This window comes from Streptomyces sp. C10-9-1 (genome assembly GCF_024497955.1).
Taxonomy (GTDB): Bacteria; Actinomycetota; Actinomycetes; order Streptomycetales; family Streptomycetaceae; genus Streptomyces; species Streptomyces sanyensis.
Genome location: NZ_JANHKP010000007.1, coordinates 274470 through 293739, shown reverse-complemented (window position 1 = coordinate 293739; position 19270 = coordinate 274470). Strand labels below are relative to the sequence as shown.

The window sequence follows — 19270 nt, the reverse complement described above, 5'->3', positions numbered from 1 at the left end:
GCCTCCGCCCGGCGGTGCCGCGCCTCCGCCCGGCGGTGCCGCGCCTCCGCCCGGAGACGCAGCGGACCGCCGGGGCCCCGAACCGATGTGATCAAGCCATTCGCTCCGTTCCGCCCTGACCGCGGCGCCGGGCGGCGAAACGGGACGTACCCGGATGTCGCGGAGCCCTGCTCTCAGGTGCGCAGCAGGCGGGCGATGGCCTTGGTGGCCTCCTCCACCTTGGCGTCGACCTCCTCGCCGCCCTTGGAGGCCGCGTCCGCGACGCAGTGGCGCAGGTGCTCCTCCAGCAGCTGGAGGGCGAAGGACTGGAGGGCCTTGGTGGACGCCGACACCTGCGTGAGTATGTCGATGCAGTACACGTCCTCATCGACCATCCGCTGGAGGCCCCGGATCTGGCCCTCGATCCGGCGGAGCCGCTTGAGGTGCTCGTCCTTGTGGTGGTGGTAGCCGTGGACGCCGCGGTCGTGATCGGTCTCGGCTCCGGTGACCGGGGGGCCGGCCGCCTCGGTGGTCGTCATCGGGTCCTCCCGTTGTCCTGAAAGGGGACCATATACCCCTCATGGGTATATGGTAGCGAATAGTGGTCAGACCGGTGGGGGTCCGTGCAGATCGCATCGATTGATGGGCGACACTGGGTTGTCGCCCGTTAGCCGTGGCCGGATGATGCGCCTAGCATCAGCCTGACCGAAACCGAAGCACCCCGAGGACCCCACGTGCGTTTTCGTCTGACCCCCAGGGAGACGAGCTTCTACGACATGTTCGCCGCGTCCGCGGACAACATCGTCACGGGCTCGAAGCTCCTGATGGAACTGCTCGGTGCCGAGTCCTCCGCCCGGGCCGAGATCGCGGAGCGCATGAGGGCAGCCGAGCACGCCGGGGACGACGCCACCCACGCGATCTTCCACCAGCTGAACTCCTCGTTCATCACGCCCTTCGACCGCGAGGACATCTATGCCCTCGCGTCCTCCCTCGACGACATCATGGACTTCATGGAGGAGGCCGTCGACCTCGTCGTCCTCTACAACATCGAGGAACTCCCCAGGGGTGTGGAGCAGCAGATCGAGGTGCTGGCGCGGGCGGCGGAGCTGACCGCCGAGGCCATGCCCCATCTGCGGACCATGGACAACCTCACCGAGTACTGGATCGAGGTCAACCGGCTGGAGAACCAGGCGGACCAGATCCACCGCAAGCTCCTCGCCCACCTCTTCAACGGCAAGTACGACGCCATCGAGGTGCTGAAGCTCAAGCAGATCGTCGACGTGCTGGAGGAGGCCGCCGACGCGTTCGAGCACGTCGCGAACACGGTGGAGACCATCGCGGTCAAGGAGTCCTGAACTCAGTGGACACCTTTGCCCTGATCGTGACCGTCGGTGTCGCGCTCGGATTCACCTATACCAACGGCTTCCACGACTCGGCGAACGCGATCGCCACCTCCGTCTCGACCCGGGCGCTCACCCCGAGGGTGGCCCTGGCGATGGCCGCGGTCATGAACCTCGGAGGGGCCTTCATCGGTCAGGGCGTGGCCAAGACCGTCAGTGAGGGGCTGATCGAGACACCGCACGGCGACCGCGGGATGGGCATCCTGTTCGCCGCCCTGGTCGGGGCGATCGTGTGGAACATGGTCACCTGGTACTTCGGGCTCCCGTCCTCCTCCTCCCATGCACTGTTCGGCGGCATGGTCGGTGCCGCACTCGCGGGTGGCACCGAGGTGATCTGGTCCGGTGTGCTGCACAAGATCGTCATCCCGATGTTCGTCTCGCCGTTCGTGGGCCTGATCGCGGGCTACCTGGTGATGGTCCTGATCATGTGGATGTTCCGCCGGACCAACCCGCACAAGGCGAAGCGGGGCTTCCGGATCGCCCAGACCGTCTCGGCGGCGGGCATGGCGCTGGGCCACGGCCTCCAGGACGCGCAGAAGACCATGGGCATCGTGGTGATGGCGCTCGTCATCGCCGACGTCGAGCAGGCCGGGGACGAGATCCCGGTGTGGGTCAGGATCGCCTGTGCGGTGATGCTCTCGCTGGGCACCTACGCGGGCGGCTGGCGCATCATGCGCACCCTCGGCCGCAAGATCATCGAGCTGGACCCGCCGCAGGGGTTCGCGGCGGAGACCACCGGCGCGTCGATCATGTTCGGTTCGGCCTACCTCTTCAACGCGCCGATCTCGACGACCCATGTGATCACCTCGGCGATCATGGGCGTCGGCGCCACCAAGCGGCTGAACGCGGTGCGCTGGGGCGTCGCGAAGAACATCATCCTGGGGTGGTTCATCACCATGCCGGCGGCCGCGCTGGTGGCCGCGGTGAGCTACGGGGTCATCTGGCTGGTCTTCGGCTGAGCCGGGCGGACCGGCGACCGGCCGGCCGCGGCAGGGCGGGGCGGTGCGGGGCGGAGGCCCGGCACCGCCCCTCGTCCGTTCCCGCCGACCCGCCCCCGGTCCGCACCGCACCGCGCCGATCCGCACCTCCGCGCACCGGGCCCTCGTGCCCCGGCCCGCGAACGAGGGCGGGCCCGCCCCCTCGGGAGGGGGCGGGCCCGATCGTCTTCCGGGTGGCACCGCCATGCAGCACCCGAAGACGTCTTATCCGAAGCGGCCGGAGATGTAGTCCTCGGTCGCCTGGACGGACGGGTTGGCGAAGATCCGCTCGGTGTCGTCGATCTCGATCAGACGACCGGGCTGGCCGACCGCCGCCAGGTTGAAGAAGGCCGTGCGGTCGGAGACCCGCGCCGCCTGCTGCATGTTGTGCGTCACGATGACGATGGTGAAGCGCTCCTTCAGCTCGCCGATCAGGTCCTCGATGGCGAGGGTGGAGATCGGGTCGAGCGCCGAGCAGGGCTCGTCCATCAGCAGCACGTCCGGCTCCACCGCGATCGCCCGCGCGATGCACAGGCGCTGCTGCTGGCCGCCGGACAGGCCCGAGCCGGGCTTGTTCAGGCGGTCCTTGACCTCGTTCCAGAGGTTGGCGCCCTTCAGCGAGCGCTCGACGACGTCGGCGAGCTCGCTCTTCTTGTACGAGCCGTTCAGCCGCAGGCCCGCCGCGACGTTGTCGAAGATCGACATGGTCGGGAAGGGGTTCGGGCGCTGGAAGACCATGCCGACCGTGCGGCGCACGGTCACCGGGTCGACACCCGAGCCGTAGAGGTTCTCGTCGTCCAGCATCACCTTGCCCTCGACGCGGCCGCCGGGGGTGACCTCGTGCATCCGGTTCAGGGTGCGCAGGAACGTGGACTTGCCGCAGCCGGACGGGCCGATGAAGGCCGTCACGGAGCGGGGCTCCACCGTCATCGAGATGTCCTCGATCGCCTTGTGGGAGCCGTAGTAGGCGGTCAGGCCGCTGACGTCGATTCGCTTGGCCATGGGGATCACTTCCTAGGGGCCCCGCCGGGCGGGACCGAAAATCGTGGCCTACCGGCCGGTCTGGGGGGCCTTCCAGCGGGCGATGCCGCGGGCCACGAGGTTGAGGATCATGACGAAGGCGATCAGGACCAGTGCGGCGGCCCAGGCGCGGTCGTACGACGCCTCGCTGCCGACCCGGTACTGCTCCCAGATGTAGAAGGGGAGCGAGGACTGGGCGCCGTCGAAGGGGTTGGCGTTGATCAGCTGGGTACCGAAGACCAGCAGCATGATCGGGGCGGTCTCACCGGCGATACGGGCGATGGCCAGCATCACACCGGTGGTGATGCCGCCCAGCGCCGTGGGGATGACCACCTTGACGATGGTGCGCCACTTCGGCACGCCGAGCGCCAGCGACGCCTCGCGGAGCTCGTTGGGCACGAGCTTGAGCATCTCCTCGGTGGAGCGGACGACCACGGGGATCATCAGGATCGCCAGGGCGAGCGCGCCCATCAGGCCGGACGGCTGGAGGTCGAACATCAGCATGATCGACAGCAGGAACAGGCCCGCCACGATCGAGGGGATGCCGGTCATGACGTCGACGAAGAAGGTGACCGCCTTGGCCAGGGCGCCCTTGCCGTACTCGACCAGGTACACCGCGGTGAGCAGGCCGACCGGGACGGAGACCAGGGTGGCGAGGCCCACCTGCTCCAGGGTGCCGACGATGGCGTGGTACACGCCGCCGCCCGCCTCGAAGCCGGGGACGCCGGCCATGGAGTGGGTCAGGAAGTAGCCGTCCAGGGCCTTCACACCGCGGCTCACGGTGACCCAGATCAGCGAGAGCAGCGGGATCACGGCCAGGATGAAGCAGACCCAGACGAGGCTGGTGGCCAGGCGGTCCGTCGCCTGGCGCCGGTTCTCGACGGCACTGGTCACCACGTAGGAGACGAGCACGAACAGCAGGGCGGAGACGAGGCCCCACTGGACCCGGCTCTCCCAGCCGGCGGCGAGGCTGATGCCGACGCCGAGCAGGACGGACACGGCGGCGAAGCCGAGCGGGGCCCAGCGCGGGAGGCTGCGGCTGTTGAGGCTCCGGCGGGGGCCGGGAGACGGGGGCGCGGCCTTCGGGCCGGAGACGACTGCGTGGCTCATGCGTTGGCCCCCGAGTACTCCTTGCGGCGCGCGATGATCAGGCGGGCCGCGCCGTTGACCAGCAGGGTCAGGATGAACAGGACGAGGCCGGAGGCGATGAGCGCGTCACGGCCGAGCTGGTCCGCCTCGTCGAACTTCGCGGCGATGTTCTGCGCGAAGGTGCCGCCGCCCGGGTTGAGCAGGTGCAGCGAGATCAGGAAGCTCGGGGAGAGCACGGTGGCGACGGCCATCGTCTCGCCGAGGGCGCGGCCGAGGCCCAGCATGGAGGCGGAGATGACGCCGGAGCGGCCGAAGGGCAGCACCGACATGCGGATGACCTCCCACCGGGTCGCGCCCAGGGCCAGGGCGGCCTCCTCGTTCATGCGCGGGACCTGGAGGAAGACCTCGCGGCTGACGCTGGTCACGATCGGCAGGATCATGATCGCCAGCAGGATGCCCACGGTGAACAGCGAGCGGGCGACGCCCACCTCGGTCTTCTCGAAGACGTACGTCCAGGCGAAGAACTGGTCGAGCCAGAGGTTCAGGCCCTCCAGGTACGGCACGAGGAAGAGCGCGCCCCAGATGCCGTAGATGATCGACGGCACGGCGGCGAGCAGGTCGACGACGTAGGCGAGGGGGGCGGCGAGGCGCCGGGGCGCGTAGTGCGAGATGAACAGCGCGATGCCGACGGCGATCGGGACGGCGATCACCATGGCGATGATCGAGCTGACCACGGTGCCGAACAGCAGGACGGCGATGCCGAAGACCGGCGGGTCACCCGCCGGGTTCCAGTCGAAGGTGGTGAGGAAGTTGCCCTCGTCCTTCGAGATGCCGAGCACGGCCCGGTAGGTGAGGAAGGCGGCGATCGACGCCATGATCAGCAGGACGAGGATGCCCGAGCCCCGGGACAGTCCGATGAAGATCTTGTCGCCGAGGCGCCCGGTCGATTTCCCGCCGTCGAGGGCGGGGCCCGTCGGAGGTGGGGTGAGGTCTGTGGGTGTCGTGGAAGCCATGGTCTTTCCGGTCTGTGGTTGGGGGGCCGTACGGCTCCCCTGGCGGCGGTGCACCGGATGGCCGGCCGGCGGGGGCGGACGGGCCCCCGCCGGCTGGCTGGGTTACTTCAGGCCGGCGATGGTCTCGCGGACCTTGCTGTTGATCTCCTGCGGGATCGGGGCGTAGCCGTGGTCGGTCAGGACCTGCTGGCCCTCGTCGCTGGCCGTGTAGGTCAGGAAGGACTTCAGGGTGCCGAGGGTCTCGGCGTTGTTGCCGGTGTCGCAGACGACCTCGTAGGTCACCAGGACCATCGGGTAGGCGCCCTCGGCCGTGGTGGCGTAGTCGAGCTCCAGGGCCAGGTCCTTGCCGGTGCCCTTGATCTTGGCGGCGGCGATGGCCTTGGAGGCGTTCTCCGAGGTGGCGGCGACCGGGGCGGAGGCGCCGGTGTCGATGCTCACGGTCGGGATGGACTGGGAGGTGGCGTAGGAGAGCTCGAAGTAGCCGATGGCCCCGTCGACCTGCTTGACCTGGGCGGCGACGCCGGAGGAACCGGACGCGGCCTGGCCGCCGGGCGCGGGCCACTTCTTCTCGGCCTCGTAGGGCCAGTCAGCCTTGGCGGTGGCGCCGAGGTACTTGCCCAGGTTCTGGGTGGTGCCGGAGTCCTCGGAGCGGTGGAAGGCCTGGATCGGCTTGTCCGGCAGCTCGGTGCCCTCGTTGAGCTTGGCGATCGCCGCGTCGTTCCAGTTCTTGATCTTGCCGTCGAAGATCTTGGCGATCGTGGCGGCGTCGAGCTTCAGCTCCTCGACACCGGAGAGGTTGTAGCCGAGGGCGATCGGGCCGCCGACCATCGGCAGGTTGATGCCCTGGCCGCCGGTGCAGACCTTCTTGGACTCCTCGACCTCCTCGGGCTTCAGCGCGGAGTCGGAGCCGGCGAAGGCGACGCGGCCCTGGTTGAAGTTGACGATGCCCTCGCCGGAGGACGAGGACTTGTAGTTGACCTCGACACCCGTGCAGGCCGCCATGTAGTTCTTGACCCAGAGGTCCATGGCGTTCTTCTGGGCGCTGGAGCCGGCAGCCAGGAGCTTGCCCTTGGCGTCGTCGCACTTGACGTTCGACGCAGCGCTGGTCTTCTCACCGCTGCCGGTGGTGCCACCGGAGTTGTCATCCGAACCACACCCGGTGAGGACCAGGGCACCGGAAACGGCGAGGGCACCGAGCGCGGCGGCGCGAAGTCCGTTCTTGCGCTGAAGCTTCACTTTCGGGGGTTCCTTCCAGTTGCCGCTGTCCTTGCGGCGGGGGGTCGGGGTGGGGGGGCCGGCATCGTGCCGGTCACCGCGTACGGCCGAAATTAGGCAGATCAGGTGACGTGCCCCAAGGGAGAGAGTGAACGGGAGGTGAACCATGTCCGGCGGCCTGGTGCCTTTCCCCAGGATTGCTCCGTTCGGTCGCCTCCGCTCGGTCGGCGCGCGGAACGGGCCGTTCGGAGGGCGTACCACAGGGCGGAGCCCGGGCGGTGAAGGCCCGGAGGGCGGCGGGCGGACGGGTGACGGGGCCGCCCGGAAGGTGGGGCTCCGGATGAGGCCCCGGAGGGTTCCGGGGCCGGGGCGAGCCCTCCGCGCGAAGGCCCCGCCCACGCGGAGGGAACGCTGCCCGGAGGGCCGCTCAGGCCGTGCGCAGCGCGTCGAGCAGGGAGTCGACCAGCGCCCGGTCGCGGGGCTGGGTGAGGCGGTGACGGGCCGCCGAGGGCGGCAGCCAGACGATGGCGTCGACCTCGGAGCTGGCGGCGAAGGAACCCGAGCGGGTCTCGGCGGCCCAGTACACGACGTGCTTGGGGCGCCCGGCGGCCGTGTAGCTGACCGAGGGCAGCCTGGCACCGGGGACGCAGCGGTGGCCGGTCTCCTCCAGCACCTCGCGCAGCGCGGCGGCCAGCGCGTCCTCGCCGGCCTTCAGCTTGCCCTTGGGGTGGGACCAGTCGTCGTACTTGGGACGGTGCACCAGGCAGAGCTCGATGCCCTCCTCGGCGGCGGGGGCGTGGCGCCACAGGACGCAGCCCGCCGCGAACACGGTGTCCGGCCCGTGGGGGCCGTGCTCCTGGTCGTCTTCCACAGCGCTGCTCCCGTTCATGGGGCGGGGACCGCCGCCCGCGCGTGCCGCCATTCCTGCTGGAAGGCGAATCGGGCCGCCTCCACCTCGTGGCGCTGGTCCGCGTGGAGCACACCGAGCGCGTAGGCGGTGGCCGGGGCGATCCGGGGGGTGCGGGCGGCCGCCGCGGCCGCCTCGGACGCCTCGGCGGCGTCGCGGTGGTGGTCGAGGGCCAGGGCGGCGGGGCCGAGGACGGGCCCGGCGCCCGGGTGGACCACCTCCTGCGCGTAGCGGTGCAGGCGGAGGAGGCGGCGGACGGCGTGCCAGGGGGCGTCCTGCCGCTCGTCGTCCGGCTCGGTGGCCAGCCCGCCGCCGAGTGCGTCGGCGTTGTAGGGGTGGCCCGCGCGGCCGAGCGGGAGCCGGGCGACGGCGTCGAGGAGCCGGTGCTCGGCGACCTCGGCGAGCAGGGCGAGCGTCTCGTCGGCGGCGGGGCCGGTCGCCGCCGGGGCGAGCGGCAGCTCGGAGGCGAGTAAGGCCACGGCGTCCGCGACGGCGTGGAAGCGGGCGGAGCCGAGGGCCCCGAGCGCGGCGGAGTGCGCCCGGGTACGGGCGAGCGTCAGCTGCCGCTCCAGCAGGGCGGCGGCGCGGGCGGCGCCGACGGCGACGGAGCCGCCGCCGGCGGTGCGCGCCGCCGCCCGGGCCCCGGTCCTGCCGGCGCCCGGGGGCGCGGGGCCGTCCGCTGCGCCGCCGCCCGCCCCGGGACCGGCGGGCTGCCCGGAGGCCGGGTGCGGCACGCCCCCGGGGCCTTCGCCCGCGTGGACGCGGGGCGCGTCCCCGGAGCAGGGGCGGGCACCCGGCGGCAGCTCCGCCCGGGCGCGGGGCACCTCCGAGGATCCCGACAGGCGGGACAGCGCGTCCAGCAGGCGGGCGAGGCGGGCGGCGCAGGCGTGCTCGAGCGCCAGTGTCCGCGACAGCCAGCGCAGCTCCCTGCGCAGCTCGTCCGCCCATCCGGGCTCGACCAGCGGCCGGAAGGTGTCCAGGGTGCCGCTGATGCGGCCGGCGGCGGTGCGCAGCGCCTGCGCCGCCTCCGCGGTGCCCGCCGTGTCCGCGCCCGCCTCGCCGTGCAGGCGCAGGCTGCGGAGGAAGTCCGCAGCCTGCGTGTGCAGGTAGCCGGACAGCTGCGTGCCCGCCGCGGTGGTGGCGTGGCGGGAGAGCGAGGGGTCAGGGCTTTGCACGCCGGCGCCTCCGGGCGTCAATGAGCGACTCCTGTACGTTCCGCAGCGGCTGCCCGTCGGCGTCCGCGGCGTGCCGGGTCCACGCCCCGTCCGGGCCGAGGTGCCAGGAGGACGTGGTGTCGGACATCCCGGTCTCCAGGAGCCGGTTCAGGGCCGCCCGGTGTGACGGGTCGGTGACCCGGACCAGTGCCTCGATGCGGCGGTCGAGGTTGCGGTGCATCATGTCGGCGCTGCCCAGCCAGACCTCCGGCTCGCCGCCGTTGCCGAAGGCGAAGATCCGGGAGTGCTCCAGGAAGCGGCCGAGGACCGAGCGGACGCGGATGTTCTCCGAGAGGCCGGTGACCCCGGGGCGTACGGCGCAGATGCCGCGCACCCAGATGTCGACCGGCACGCCCGCCATGGCGGCGCGGTAGCAGGCGTCGATGATCGTCTCGTCGACCATCGAGTTGACCTTGATGCGCACGAAGGCGGGGCGGCCCGCCCGGTGGTGGGTGATCTCCTTGTTGATCCGGGAGACCAGCCCGTCGCGCAGCGACTTGGGGGCGACCAGCAGCCGGCGGTAGGTCTCACGCCGGGAGTAGCCGGACAGCCGGTTGAACAGGTCGGAGAGGTCGGCGCCCACCTGCTGGTCGGCGGTGAGCAGGCCCAGGTCCTCGTAGAGGCGGGCGGTCTTGGGGTGGTAGTTGCCGGTGCCGACGTGGGAGTAGCGGCGCAGCGTCTCGCCCTCCTGGCGTACGACCAGGCTCAGCTTGCAGTGCGTCTTGAGCCCGACGAGGCCGTAGACGACGTGGCAGCCGGCCTCCTCCAGCTTGCGCGCCCACTTGATGTTGGCCTGCTCGTCGAAGCGGGCCTTGATCTCGACGAGGACCAGGACCTGCTTGCCGGACTCGGCGGCGTCGATGAGGGCGTCCACGATGGGCGAGTCGCCGGAGGTGCGGTAGAGGGTCTGCTTGATCGCGAGGACGTCGGGGTCTCCGGCGGCCTGCTCCAGGAAGGCCTGCACGGAGGTGGAGAAGGAGTCGTAGGGGTGGTGCAGCAGCACGTCGCGCTCGCGCAGCGCCGCGAAGATGTCGGGTGCGGAGGCGGACTCCACCTCGGCGAGGTCCCGGTGGGTGCCGGCGACGAACTTCGCGTACTTCAGCTCCGGCCGGTCCAGGGCCGATATCCCGAACAGGCCGGTCAGGTCCAGCGGGCCGGGCAGCGGGTAGACCTCGGCGTCGGAGATCTTCAGCTCGCGGACCAGCAGGTCGAGGACGTAGGGGTCGATGGACTCCTCGACCTCCAGGCGGACGGGCGGGCCGAAGCGGCGCCGCATGAGCTCCTTCTCCAGCGCCTGGAGCAGGTTCTCGGCGTCGTCCTCCTCGACCTCCAGGTCCTCGTTCCGGGTGACCCGGAACATGTGGTGGGCCAGCACCTCCATGCCGGGGAAGAGCTCTTCGAGGTGGGCCGCTATGACGTCCTCCAGCGGCACGTACCGCTGGGGGGAGGCCTCCAGGAAGCGGGAGAGCAGCGGGGGGACCTTGACCCGGGCGAAGTGGCGGTGGCCGCTGACGGGGTTGCGCACCACGACCGCGAGGTTGAGGGAGAGGCCCGAGATATAGGGGAAGGGGTGGGCCGGGTCCACGGCCAGCGGCGTGAGGACGGGGAAGATCTGCTGGCGGAAGAGGGTGAACAGGCGGGCCTGCTCCTTCTCCGTGAGCTCGGGCCAGCGGATCAGGTGGATGCCCTCGTCGGCGAGCGCGGGGGCGACGTCCTGCTGGTAGCAGGCGGCGTGGCGGGCCATGAGTTCGCGGGAGCGGGTCCAGATCAGGTCCAGGACCTCGCGGGGCTGGAGCCCGGAGGCCGACCGGGTGGCCACTCCGGTCGCGATGCGGCGCTTGAGGCCGGCGACGCGGACCATGAAGAACTCGTCCAGGTTGGACGCGAAGATGGCGAGGAAGTTGGCCCGCTCCAGCAGCGGAGTGGTGGGGTCCTCGGCCAGCTCCAGCACCCGCTCGTTGAAGGCGAGCCAGCTGCGTTCGCGGTCGAGGAAGCGGCCCTGGGGCAGCTCCGGGCCGCCGGTGTGGGTCTCCTCGTAGGCGTCGGCGTCCGCGTCGATGTCGGGTTCGAGATCGGAGACGGTGGCCGCGACGGTGTGCGGCCGGTGCGCGGAGATCGACGCGACGGACGGCTGGGGGTGCTGGACCGGGACCTCGGCGGGCTGCTGGCTCATGGCCCCATTCTTCCGTGTGAAACGGGTCACCGGCGCGTCGGAGCGGGCCGGAGCGAGGGCATTTCTCCCGTCGGGGGAGTCGGGCACAGCGGGCTGCATTGGCCGAGGGTCGCAAGATTGTCTGAATGCCCGGTAACGACGACATGACGTGCGGGAAAGCGGGACGGGGCTCCCGGGGAACGGAGGCCCCGGAGCGGGTGGTCCCGCCGGGCCGGGGGTTGCTGCGGGACCGGCCGGTTCCGGTCAGCCGTGCCGGGCGCCGGGACACCCGGACGGCGGTACGGACGACGGCGGCACGGACGGGCACGGCGGCGGACGCGGCGGCCCGGGCCGGCCGCGGGTGCGCAGGTGCCCGGGTGCCGCCGGGCGGGCCGGGGCCGGCGGCGGGGGAGGGGGCCGGGTGGGCGCCCGCGGTGCGGGGCCTCCCCGGCCGCGGCCGGGCCCCGCCACCGGAGGCGGGGTCCCCCGCCCGGGGGGGGCCGGGCCCCGTGCGGCGAGCGCGGCGGGTCAGGACTCCGTGCGGTACATCAGGTCCACCTCGTGCGTGACGAAGCCCAGCTGCTCGTACACCCGCAGCGCCGCCGTGTTGTCCGCGTCGACGTAGAGCATGGCCGTCGGCAGGCCCTGGGCGGCGAGGTGGCGCAGCCCGGTCGCGGTCAGGGCCTTGCCGAGGCCGCCGCCCTGCGCGTCCGGGCGGATCCCGAGCACGTAGACCTCACCGAGGCGTTCCTCGGCGTGCACCTTCGTCCAGTGGAAGCCGATGATGCGCCCCTCGCGCTCGGCGAGGAAGAAGCCCGCCGGGTCGAACCAGGGTTGGGCCATGCGGTCGTCCAGGTCCCGCTGGGTGAGCGAGCCCTGCTCGGGGTGGTGGGCGAAGGCCGCGGCGTTGACCGCCAGCCACTCCTCGTCGTCCCTGCCGGGGACGAAGGTGCGCAGCGTGACGCCCTGCGGGTAGTCCCGCGGGGGCACCGTGTCGGGGCTCAGCGGGCGGCGCAGCTGGCGCAGTTCGCGGAAGAGCGTCAGGCCCAGCACCTGGGCCAGGTGCCGGGCGGCGGGCTTGCCGCCGTGCGCCCACATGCGCAGCCGCTTGCCCGAGGCGTCCAGCAGGGCGTTGCCCAGTGCCCTGCCGTGCCCCCGGCCCCGGTGGCTCGGGTGGACGACCAGTTCGGCGGCCGGTGCCTCGACGGGGTCGGTGTCCTCCAGCTGCGCGTAGCCGATGAGCTGTGCGTCCACGGTGAGCAGGAAGTGGCGCACGCCCTCCCGTTCGCCGCCGGTCAGTTGGAGCCGGCCCTGCTCCGACACGGCCTGCATCCCGTCGGACCGCGCTGCCTCGGCGAGCAGTGCGAGGACCGCCTCGGCCTGCTCCGCGGTGAGTTCGCCGAGGGAGTGGATCTGCCGTCCGGGCTCCGGAATCACTGCGTCGATCGTCATGGGTCCACGGTACGGCGGCGTGGGCGCGCCCGGGCGGCCGCCCGCGGTGTGCCGGGTGGGCGGTATGGCCGGTTCTGCGGTGTTGACGGATGCCGGCAATCAGCTCGTAACCCGCATCCCCCTGTCGCGCTACGCGCGTTGACTCTAGGCTGCGCCCCGGAGGACTGTCCTCGGACAGCCCCACCCTCCCTCCACGCTGGAACTGACAAGGGGACAGATGTCAGCGAGATCCGATAGAACCCGCTCGGCCCGGCGCACCCGGCGCGTGCTCGCCGCGGCCGCAGGGCTGGCCACCGCCGGCGCACTGGTCGCCGCGGTGCCGGCCGGGGCCGCCCCCGGCGACCGCAACGGCGGCCACCACGGCCACCACCACGGCAAGCGCACCGTCGACGTGCAGTTGCTGTCCTTCAACGACCTGCACGGAAACCTGGAGCCGCCGGCCGGCTCCTCCGGCAACGTCTCCGAGATCCAGCCCGACGGCACCGTGAAGACGGTCCCGGCGGGCGGCGTCGAGTACCTGGCGACGTCGCTGCGCACGGCGCGCCAGGGCAACCCGTACTCCGTCACGGCCGCCGCGGGCGACCTCGTCGGCGCGAGCCCGCTGCTCTCCGGGCTCTTCCACGACGAGCCGACCATCGAGGCCCTGAACAAGATGGACCTCGACGTCGCCGGCGTCGGCAACCACGAGTTCGACGAGGGCGCCGTGGAGCTGGCGCGCCTGCAGAACGGCGGCTGCCACCCGGTGGAGGGCTGCTTCGAGGAGGGCCGCCGCTTCAAGGGCGCGGACTTCCCGTACCTCGCGGCCAACGTCACCAAGGAGCGCACCGGCAGGCCGCTCCTCAAGCCGTACACCGTCTGGAAGAAGAACGGCGTCAGGATCGGCTTCATCGGGGTGACCCTGGAGGGCACGCCGGACATCGTGAGCGCGAACGGCATCAAGGGCCTGAAGTTCCACGACGAGGTCGAGACGATCAACAAGTACGCCCGCAAGCTGGACCGCATGGGCGTGAAGTCGATCGTGGCGCTGATCCACGAGGGCGGCTACCCGGCCTCCTCCTCGTACAACTACGACTGCGACTCGCCCGGTCCGGGGGACGGCATCTCCGGTCCGATCGCGGAGATCGCCAAGGGCATCACGCCGAAGGTGGACGCCCTGGTGACCGGGCACACCCACCAGGCGTACGTCTGCACCATCCCCGACCCCTCGGGCAAGCCGCGCACGGTGACCTCCGCCGCCTCCTTCGGCAAGCTGTACACGGAGACCACGCTCACCTACGACCGGCGTACCCGTGACATCGTGCGCACCGCGGTGAGTTCGGCCAACCACGTGGTCAGCCGCGACCAGGCCAAGGCCCGGGACATGACGCGCCTGATCGACCGCTGGAGCGTGCTGGCCGCCCCGGTCGCGGGCCGCCCGCAGGGCTTCATCTCGGCCGACATCCCCGGCCGGGGCTCCACCGAGCCGGAGAAGCCGCTCGGCGACCTGATCGCCGACGCGCAGCTGGAGGGGCTGGCCCCCGCCGACAAGGGCGGCGCGCAGCTCGCCCTGATGAACCCCGGCGGCATCCGCGGCGACCTGGTGTACGCCGACGGCAGCGGCGAGGGCGACGGCGTGGTGACCTACGGCGAGGCCTTCACCGTGCAGCCGTTCACCAACATGATGAACGTGGTGGACCTGACCGGTGCCCAGCTGCTCACCGCGCTCCGGCAGCAGGTCAGCGGCCCGAACGAGGCCTCGCCGAAGATCCTCCAGGTCTCGGAGGGCTTCACCTACACCCTGGACCTGACGAAGTCCGGGGCCGACCGGGTCGTGGCGGACTCGGTGCGGCTGAACGGCGAGGCGATCGACCCGTCGGGGACCTACCGGGTCGCGATGAACGAGTTCCTCGCGGGCGGCGGTGACGGCTTCACGGTCTTCAGGGAGCACACCAACAAGCTGGTGGGCGCCTCCGACCTGGAGCTCCTCAACGCCTACCTGAACACCAACTCCTCGGCCGAGGCGCCCATCGCGCCGCCGGCCGCCGACCGGATCACGGTCGTGCGGTAGGCGGGGACGCCCCCGAGAGGCGGGGCGCCCGGTCCGGAGCACCGGACCGGGCGCCCCGCCGCCGTTCGCGCCCCCGCCGGGGGCGCGTTCCGGACCCCGGGCCCGCCTCAGGGCGCCCCGGGCCCGCCGCCCGGTCCGGCCGCCCCCGGTCCGGGGGCGGCCGGAGGCGGGGTCGGGGCGCCCGGCAGGCGCACCGTCACCACGGTGCCGCCGCCCTCCGCGCGGGCCACCCGCACCTCGCCGCCCGCCTGCTGGACGGTCCGCGCCACGATCGACAGCCCCAGACCGGAGCCCGGCAGCGAGCGTGCCGAGGGCGAGCGCCAGAACCGCTCGAAGACATGGGGGAGTTCCTCGGCGGGAATGCCCGGCCCGTGATCGCGCACGGTCAGCTCGCCCTCCCGCAGCACCACCTCGATCCGGCCCTCCGGCGGCGAGAACTTCACGGCGTTGTCCAGGACGTTGACCAGCGCCCGCTCCAGGGCCGCCTGCTCGCCCCGGACGAACCAGGGGGCGAGGTCCTCGGTGAAGCGCAGCTCCGGACCGCGCAGGCGCACCCGCCGCAGGGCCCCCTCGGCGATCTCGTGCAGTGCCACCACCTGCACCTGGTGGGGGGCCGAGGCATCCGGGCGGGAGAGCTCCTGGAGGTCCCCGATCAGCGCCGCCAGCTCGGTCATCTGGGCGGTCACCGAGGCCAGCAGGGCCCTGCGGTCCTCCGCGGGGATGGCCCGGCCCGTCTCCTCGCTGCGGGCCAGGAGCTCGATGTTGGTCCGCAGCGAGGTCAGCGGGGTGCGCAGCTCGTGTCCGGCGTCGGCGATCAGCTGCTGCTGGAGGTCGCGGGAAGAGGCCAGCGCGGCCGTCATGGCGTTGAAGGACCGCGACAGCCGGGCGATCTCGTCGTCGCCCTCCACCGGGATGCGCACGCTCAGGTCCTCGGTGCGCGCCACGTGCTCCACCGCCCCCGTGAGCCGGTCCACGGGGGCGAGGCCCGTGCGGGCCACCCACAGCCCGGTCGCCCCGGCGCCGAGCACGCCGATCCCGGAGACCACGAGCAGCAGCAGGGCGAGGTCCCCCAGGGTGCGCTCGGTGTCCCGCAGCGGTACGCCGATCGACAGGGCGGTGTCCTGGACCACGCCCACGCCGGGCGCCCCGTCCGGGCGCCGGTCCAGGACCGCGGCGACGGTCAGCACCCGCACCGGGTTGCCCTCGGTGTCCGTGCCGTTGCGCAGGCTCCGCTCGCGGGGATCGGAGCGCCGTGCCACCTCCCGGTCGGCGGCGGTGACGCGCACGGCGCCCACGGAGTCCGCCGAGATCACGCACGGCTCGCCGGAGGACGCCCGGACCAGCTGGTAGTAGTAGTCGCGCGGCGGGGCGAACTCGTTCGCGGGCTCCGCCTCCGAGGGGCAGGCGCGCAGGATGGCGGCGACCCCCGCGGCCCGCAGGTTGAGGGTCTCGTACTGGGTGCGCAGCTTGTCGTCGACCTCGTCGTAGAGCTTGCCGCGCACCACGAACCAGCAGGCCGTGGAGACGACCGCCACGGCCACCGCCACGGCCGTCGCCACGAGGAGGGCGAGCCGGGAGCGCAGCGGCAGGGCACGCAGCCGACGGATCACTCGGCCGCGTCCGATCTCAGGACGTAGCCGACTCCGCGCACGGTGTGCACGAGCCGCGGCTCTCCCGCCGCCTCCGTCTTGCGCCGCAGGTACATCACGTACACGTCCAGGGAGTTGGAGGTGGGCTCGAAGTCGAAGCCCCAGACGGACTTGAGGATCTGCTCGCGGGTCAGGACCTGGCGGGGGTGGGCCAGGAAGAGCTCCAGCAGAGTGAACTCGGTGCGGGTCAGCTCCACGGTGCGCCCGCCGCGGGTCACCTCGCGGGTGGCCGGGTCCATCCGCAGGTCGGCGAAGGACAGCACCTCGCCCTCGCCGGAGGGGCCGTCCGCGGAGGCGTAGGCGCTGCGGCGCAGCAGGGCCCGGATGCGGGCGAAGAGTTCGTCCAGTTCGAAGGGCTTGACCAGGTAGTCGTCCGCGCCCGCGTCCAGGCCGGTGACCCGGTCGCCCACGGTGTCCCGGGCGGTGAGCATCAGGACGGGCACCCGGGAGCCGGACGCCCGCAGGCGGCGTGCGGCGGTCAGCCCGTCCATCCGCGGCATCTGGACGTCGAGGACGATGAGGTCCGGCGCGCAGTCCTGTGCCCGTGCGAGGGCGTCCAGCCCGTCGACGGCGGTCTCGGTGGCGTACCCCTCGAAGGCGAGGGAGCGCCGCAGCGCCTCGCGTACGGCGGGTTCGTCGTCGACGATCAGGATGCGCTCGCCTTCACTCATGGGTCCAGCCTTGCACGGCCTCAGACGTCCGCGCCGGAGCGGAGGGTGGCGAGGTCGGCCTTGACCGAGTCGACGGGGATGGCGAAGCCGAGCCCGACGCTCCCGGCGATCGAGCCGGAGGCCGAACCAGGCGAGTACATGGCCGAGTTGATGCCGATGACCTCGCCGTTCATGTTGATCAGGGCGCCTCCGGAGTTGCCGGGGTTGAGCGAGGCATCGGTCTGGATGGCCTTGTACGTGGTGGTGGACTCCCCGGTGTCGCCGTTGAACTGCCGGCCGCCGAACTCGAAGGGCCAGTTCTGGCGCGGGTCCTGCTGCCGCGGCGACTCCTCCTTGGCGACGGTGACGTCGCGGTCGAGGGCCGAGACGATGCCGCTGGTGACGGTGCCGGTCAGCCCCTCGGGGGAACCGATGGCCACGACCTCGTCACCGACCCTGACGTCCTCGGAGTCGCCCAGCGCGGCGGGCGGCAGCCCGGAGGCGTCGCGCAGCTTGATCAGCGCGAGGTCCTTGCCGGGGTCCGTGCCGAGCACGTCCGCGGTGTACGTCCGCCCGTCGTCGAGCCGCACCGTCACCGTGTCGGATCCGGAGACCACGTGGTTGTTGGTGACGACCTCGCCGTCGGAGGTGATGATCACGCCGGAGCCGGTGGACTGCCCGGCGGCGGAGGCGGCGTTGATCTCCACGATGCTCGGCGAGACGGCCTGGGCCACGCCCGCGACCGTGCCCTTGCTGGACGCCGCGACGTTGGTGCCGCTGACACCGGTGGCCGCGGCGTCCTCCTGCCCGCCCGCCAGCGTGCCGACCAGGTACGAGGCCCCGCCGCCGACCGCTCCCGCGGCGAGGGCCACGGCCGCGAGGAGGGCGACCGGGCGCCCCGCGCGCCGCCGGTGCGAGGCGGGCGCCACGGCGGGTGCCGTCGCCGCCGCGGGCCGGAGCTCCCCGGGCACGTAGGCGGCGCCGCCGTCGCCGGGCCAGACCGTCACCGGGGGGCGCGGCGGCTCGTGCGGCGGGGGCGGCGGGAAGCCCCCGGCGGTCTGCGGGCGGGGGACCTCGCGGGCATCGGTCCCCTGCGGGCGGGGGTCGTGGGGGTACGGGGGGTGGTCGCCGCTCCGGCGGTCGTGGTCGCTCATGTCATCGAGCCTCGGGGGCGTGGATGAGAGGAGTCTGAGCGCGCACTGAGAAGCCCGACAGAACCCTGTATGCCCCATATAAGGGCGGGGACGGGATCCTGCCGCGGGCCGCCGGTGCGGACTCCCCGGAGGCCCCCGCGGGGCGGGTCGTGCGGCGGCGGCATCCCGGGACGAGGTCCCCGCCCTCGGTGAGGAGCGCGGCGGAGCGGGCCGGGGGGCGCGGCCGCCGGGCGGCTGCCCGCGGTACCGGTGGCGCCACGCCGTTCGGCGTGACCGGGGGACCCGGAGGTGCCGGCCCGTGGGCGTGCGCCCCGGGCTCGCCGTCAGCCGCAGCCGCAGGAGCGCCGGATCACCAGACCGGACGGGAACTGCTTGACCCGCTCGCGCCGCGAGCCCGCCACCCGCAGGCCGTCGTCGAGGACCAGGTCGACCGCCGCCCGGGCCATCGCGGGGCGGTCGGAGGAGACCGTGGTCAGCGGCGGGTCGGTCAGCGCCGCCTCCTTGACGTCGTCGAAGCCGGCCACCGCCAGCTCCCCGGGCACGTCGATCCGCAGCTCGCGGGCCGCGCGCAGCACACCGAAGGCCTGGTCGTCGGTGGAGCAGAAGATCGCCGGCGGCCGGTCGGGCCCGGACAGCAGCTCCAGACCGATCCGGTAGGCGTCGTAGCGGTTGTACGGGGCCTGGAAAAGGCGGCCCTCGGTGGACCGCCCGGACTCCCGCATGGCCCGTCTCCAGCCCTCGACGTGGTCGGCCACCGGGTCGCCGACCTCGGGGGTGTTCTCCACGCCGCCGAGGCAGGCCACGTAGGCGTGGCCGTGCTCCAGCAGGTGCCGGGTGGCGAGCTGGGCGCCGCCGATGTCGTCGGTGACCACGGCCACGTCGTCGATGGCCTCGGGCCGCTCGTGCAGCAGGACCACCCGTGCGTCCCAGGCCTCGATCTCCGCGGCGGCCCGCTCGCTGGGTCCCTGGCTGACCAGGATCAGTCCCGAGACCCGCATGCCGAGGAAGGCGCGCAGATAGTGGACCTCGCGCTCGTCGCGGTAGTCCGAGTTCCCGACCAGGACCATCTTCCCGCGCTCGGCGGCGGCCTGTTCGACCGCGTGCGCCATCTCGGCGAAGAACGGCTGCCGGGCGTCCGGGACGATCATGCCTATGAGGTCCGTGCGCCGCGAGGCCATCGCCTGCGCGACCCGGTCGGGGCGGTAGCCCAGCTCCTTGATCGCCGCGAGTACCCGCTCGCGCGTGGCCGGGGCGACCGGCCGGGGTCCGTTGTTGATGACATAGCTCACGACGGCGGTCGAAGTACCCGCCAGTCGCGCTACGTCGTCCCGCGTCACCTTGGCCACGGCGCG

General features: G+C 72.5%; 16 protein-coding genes. 3 read left to right on the top strand and 13 right to left on the bottom strand.

Features of this window, described 5'->3' with window-relative positions; genetic code table 11:
* Positions 1–173: 173 nt before the first annotated feature.
* Positions 174–518 (bottom strand): metal-sensitive transcriptional regulator, encoded by a 345-nt coding sequence (locus NPS70_RS12625; protein WP_256524272.1) that lies wholly within the window; start codon positions 516–518, stop codon positions 174–176.
* 195 nt (positions 519–713) lie between these two features.
* Between NPS70_RS12625 and NPS70_RS12620 the strand changes: the two genes are divergently transcribed.
* Together NPS70_RS12620 and NPS70_RS12615 are read left to right on the top strand one after the other, a co-directional pair.
* On the top strand, positions 714–1334 hold the full coding sequence (locus tag NPS70_RS12620; RefSeq protein WP_256524271.1) for a DUF47 family protein: 621 nt from the start codon (positions 714–716) through the stop codon (positions 1332–1334).
* 5 nt (positions 1335–1339) lie between these two features.
* Positions 1340–2338 carry an inorganic phosphate transporter gene (locus NPS70_RS12615; protein ID WP_256524270.1) on the top strand — a complete coding sequence of 333 codons (999 nt, stop codon included), beginning with the start codon at positions 1340–1342 and terminating at the stop codon, positions 2336–2338.
* Positions 2339–2581: 243 nt separating this feature from the next.
* Here the strand turns inward: NPS70_RS12615 and pstB are convergent, their stop codons facing one another.
* From pstB to mshD, 8 genes are all read right to left on the bottom strand, one after another.
* The gene (pstB, locus tag NPS70_RS12610; RefSeq protein WP_256524269.1) at positions 2582–3358 is read right to left on the bottom strand and encodes a phosphate ABC transporter ATP-binding protein PstB; all 777 of its coding nucleotides are present in this window, start codon (positions 3356–3358) and stop codon (positions 2582–2584) included.
* Positions 3359–3406: 48 nt separating this feature from the next.
* Positions 3407–4486, bottom strand: a complete 1080-nt coding sequence (pstA, locus tag NPS70_RS12605) for a phosphate ABC transporter permease PstA (RefSeq protein WP_256524268.1) — start codon at positions 4484–4486, stop codon at positions 3407–3409.
* Positions 4483–5478 (bottom strand): phosphate ABC transporter permease subunit PstC, encoded by a 996-nt coding sequence (pstC, locus tag NPS70_RS12600; RefSeq protein WP_256524267.1) that lies wholly within the window; start codon positions 5476–5478, stop codon positions 4483–4485. Before pstC ends, pstA begins: the two co-directional genes overlap by 4 nt.
* A gap of 102 nt (positions 5479–5580) precedes the next feature.
* Positions 5581–6714: a phosphate ABC transporter substrate-binding protein PstS gene (pstS, locus tag NPS70_RS12595; RefSeq protein WP_256524266.1), complete on the bottom strand. Its 1134-nt coding sequence runs from the start codon at positions 6712–6714 to the stop codon at positions 5581–5583.
* Positions 6715–7120: 406 nt separating this feature from the next.
* Complete coding sequence (locus NPS70_RS12590) at positions 7121–7582, bottom strand: NUDIX hydrolase (protein ID WP_256524264.1); 462 nt, start codon at positions 7580–7582, stop codon at positions 7121–7123.
* On the bottom strand, positions 7579–8718 hold the full coding sequence (locus NPS70_RS12585; RefSeq protein ID WP_305885813.1) for a CHAD domain-containing protein: 1140 nt from the start codon (positions 8716–8718) through the stop codon (positions 7579–7581). Before NPS70_RS12585 ends, NPS70_RS12590 begins: the two co-directional genes overlap by 4 nt.
* A 43-nt stretch (positions 8719–8761) precedes the next feature.
* Positions 8762–10987, bottom strand: a complete 2226-nt coding sequence (locus NPS70_RS12580; protein ID WP_256524262.1) for an RNA degradosome polyphosphate kinase — start codon at positions 10985–10987, stop codon at positions 8762–8764.
* A gap of 507 nt (positions 10988–11494) precedes the next feature.
* Positions 11495–12418, bottom strand: a complete 924-nt coding sequence (gene mshD / locus NPS70_RS12575; protein WP_256524261.1) for a mycothiol synthase — start codon at positions 12416–12418, stop codon at positions 11495–11497.
* A 217-nt stretch (positions 12419–12635) separates the two neighbouring features.
* Here mshD and NPS70_RS12570 point away from each other — a divergent pair, with 217 nt between their 5' ends.
* Positions 12636–14465 (top strand): bifunctional UDP-sugar hydrolase/5'-nucleotidase, encoded by a 1830-nt coding sequence (locus NPS70_RS12570; protein WP_256524260.1) that lies wholly within the window; start codon positions 12636–12638, stop codon positions 14463–14465.
* Between the two features lie 107 nt (positions 14466–14572).
* Here NPS70_RS12570 and NPS70_RS12565 read toward each other — a convergent pair whose 3' ends face one another.
* The 4 genes from NPS70_RS12565 to NPS70_RS12550 form a co-directional block, all read right to left on the bottom strand.
* Positions 14573–16072 (bottom strand): ATP-binding protein, encoded by a 1500-nt coding sequence (locus NPS70_RS12565; protein WP_374211990.1) that lies wholly within the window; start codon positions 16070–16072, stop codon positions 14573–14575.
* Positions 16072–16785 (bottom strand): response regulator transcription factor, encoded by a 714-nt coding sequence (locus NPS70_RS12560; RefSeq protein WP_256524258.1) that lies wholly within the window; start codon positions 16783–16785, stop codon positions 16072–16074. The genes NPS70_RS12565 and NPS70_RS12560 overlap by 1 nt, the downstream gene beginning before the upstream one ends.
* Before the next feature lie 20 nt (positions 16786–16805).
* Complete coding sequence (locus tag NPS70_RS12555; RefSeq protein WP_256524257.1) at positions 16806–17918, bottom strand: S1C family serine protease; 1113 nt, start codon at positions 17916–17918, stop codon at positions 16806–16808.
* Between the two features lie 323 nt (positions 17919–18241).
* Positions 18242–19264, bottom strand: coding sequence for a LacI family DNA-binding transcriptional regulator (locus NPS70_RS12550; RefSeq protein ID WP_256524256.1), 1023 nt, complete (start codon positions 19262–19264; stop codon positions 18242–18244).
* Positions 19265–19270: the final 6 nt, after the last annotated feature.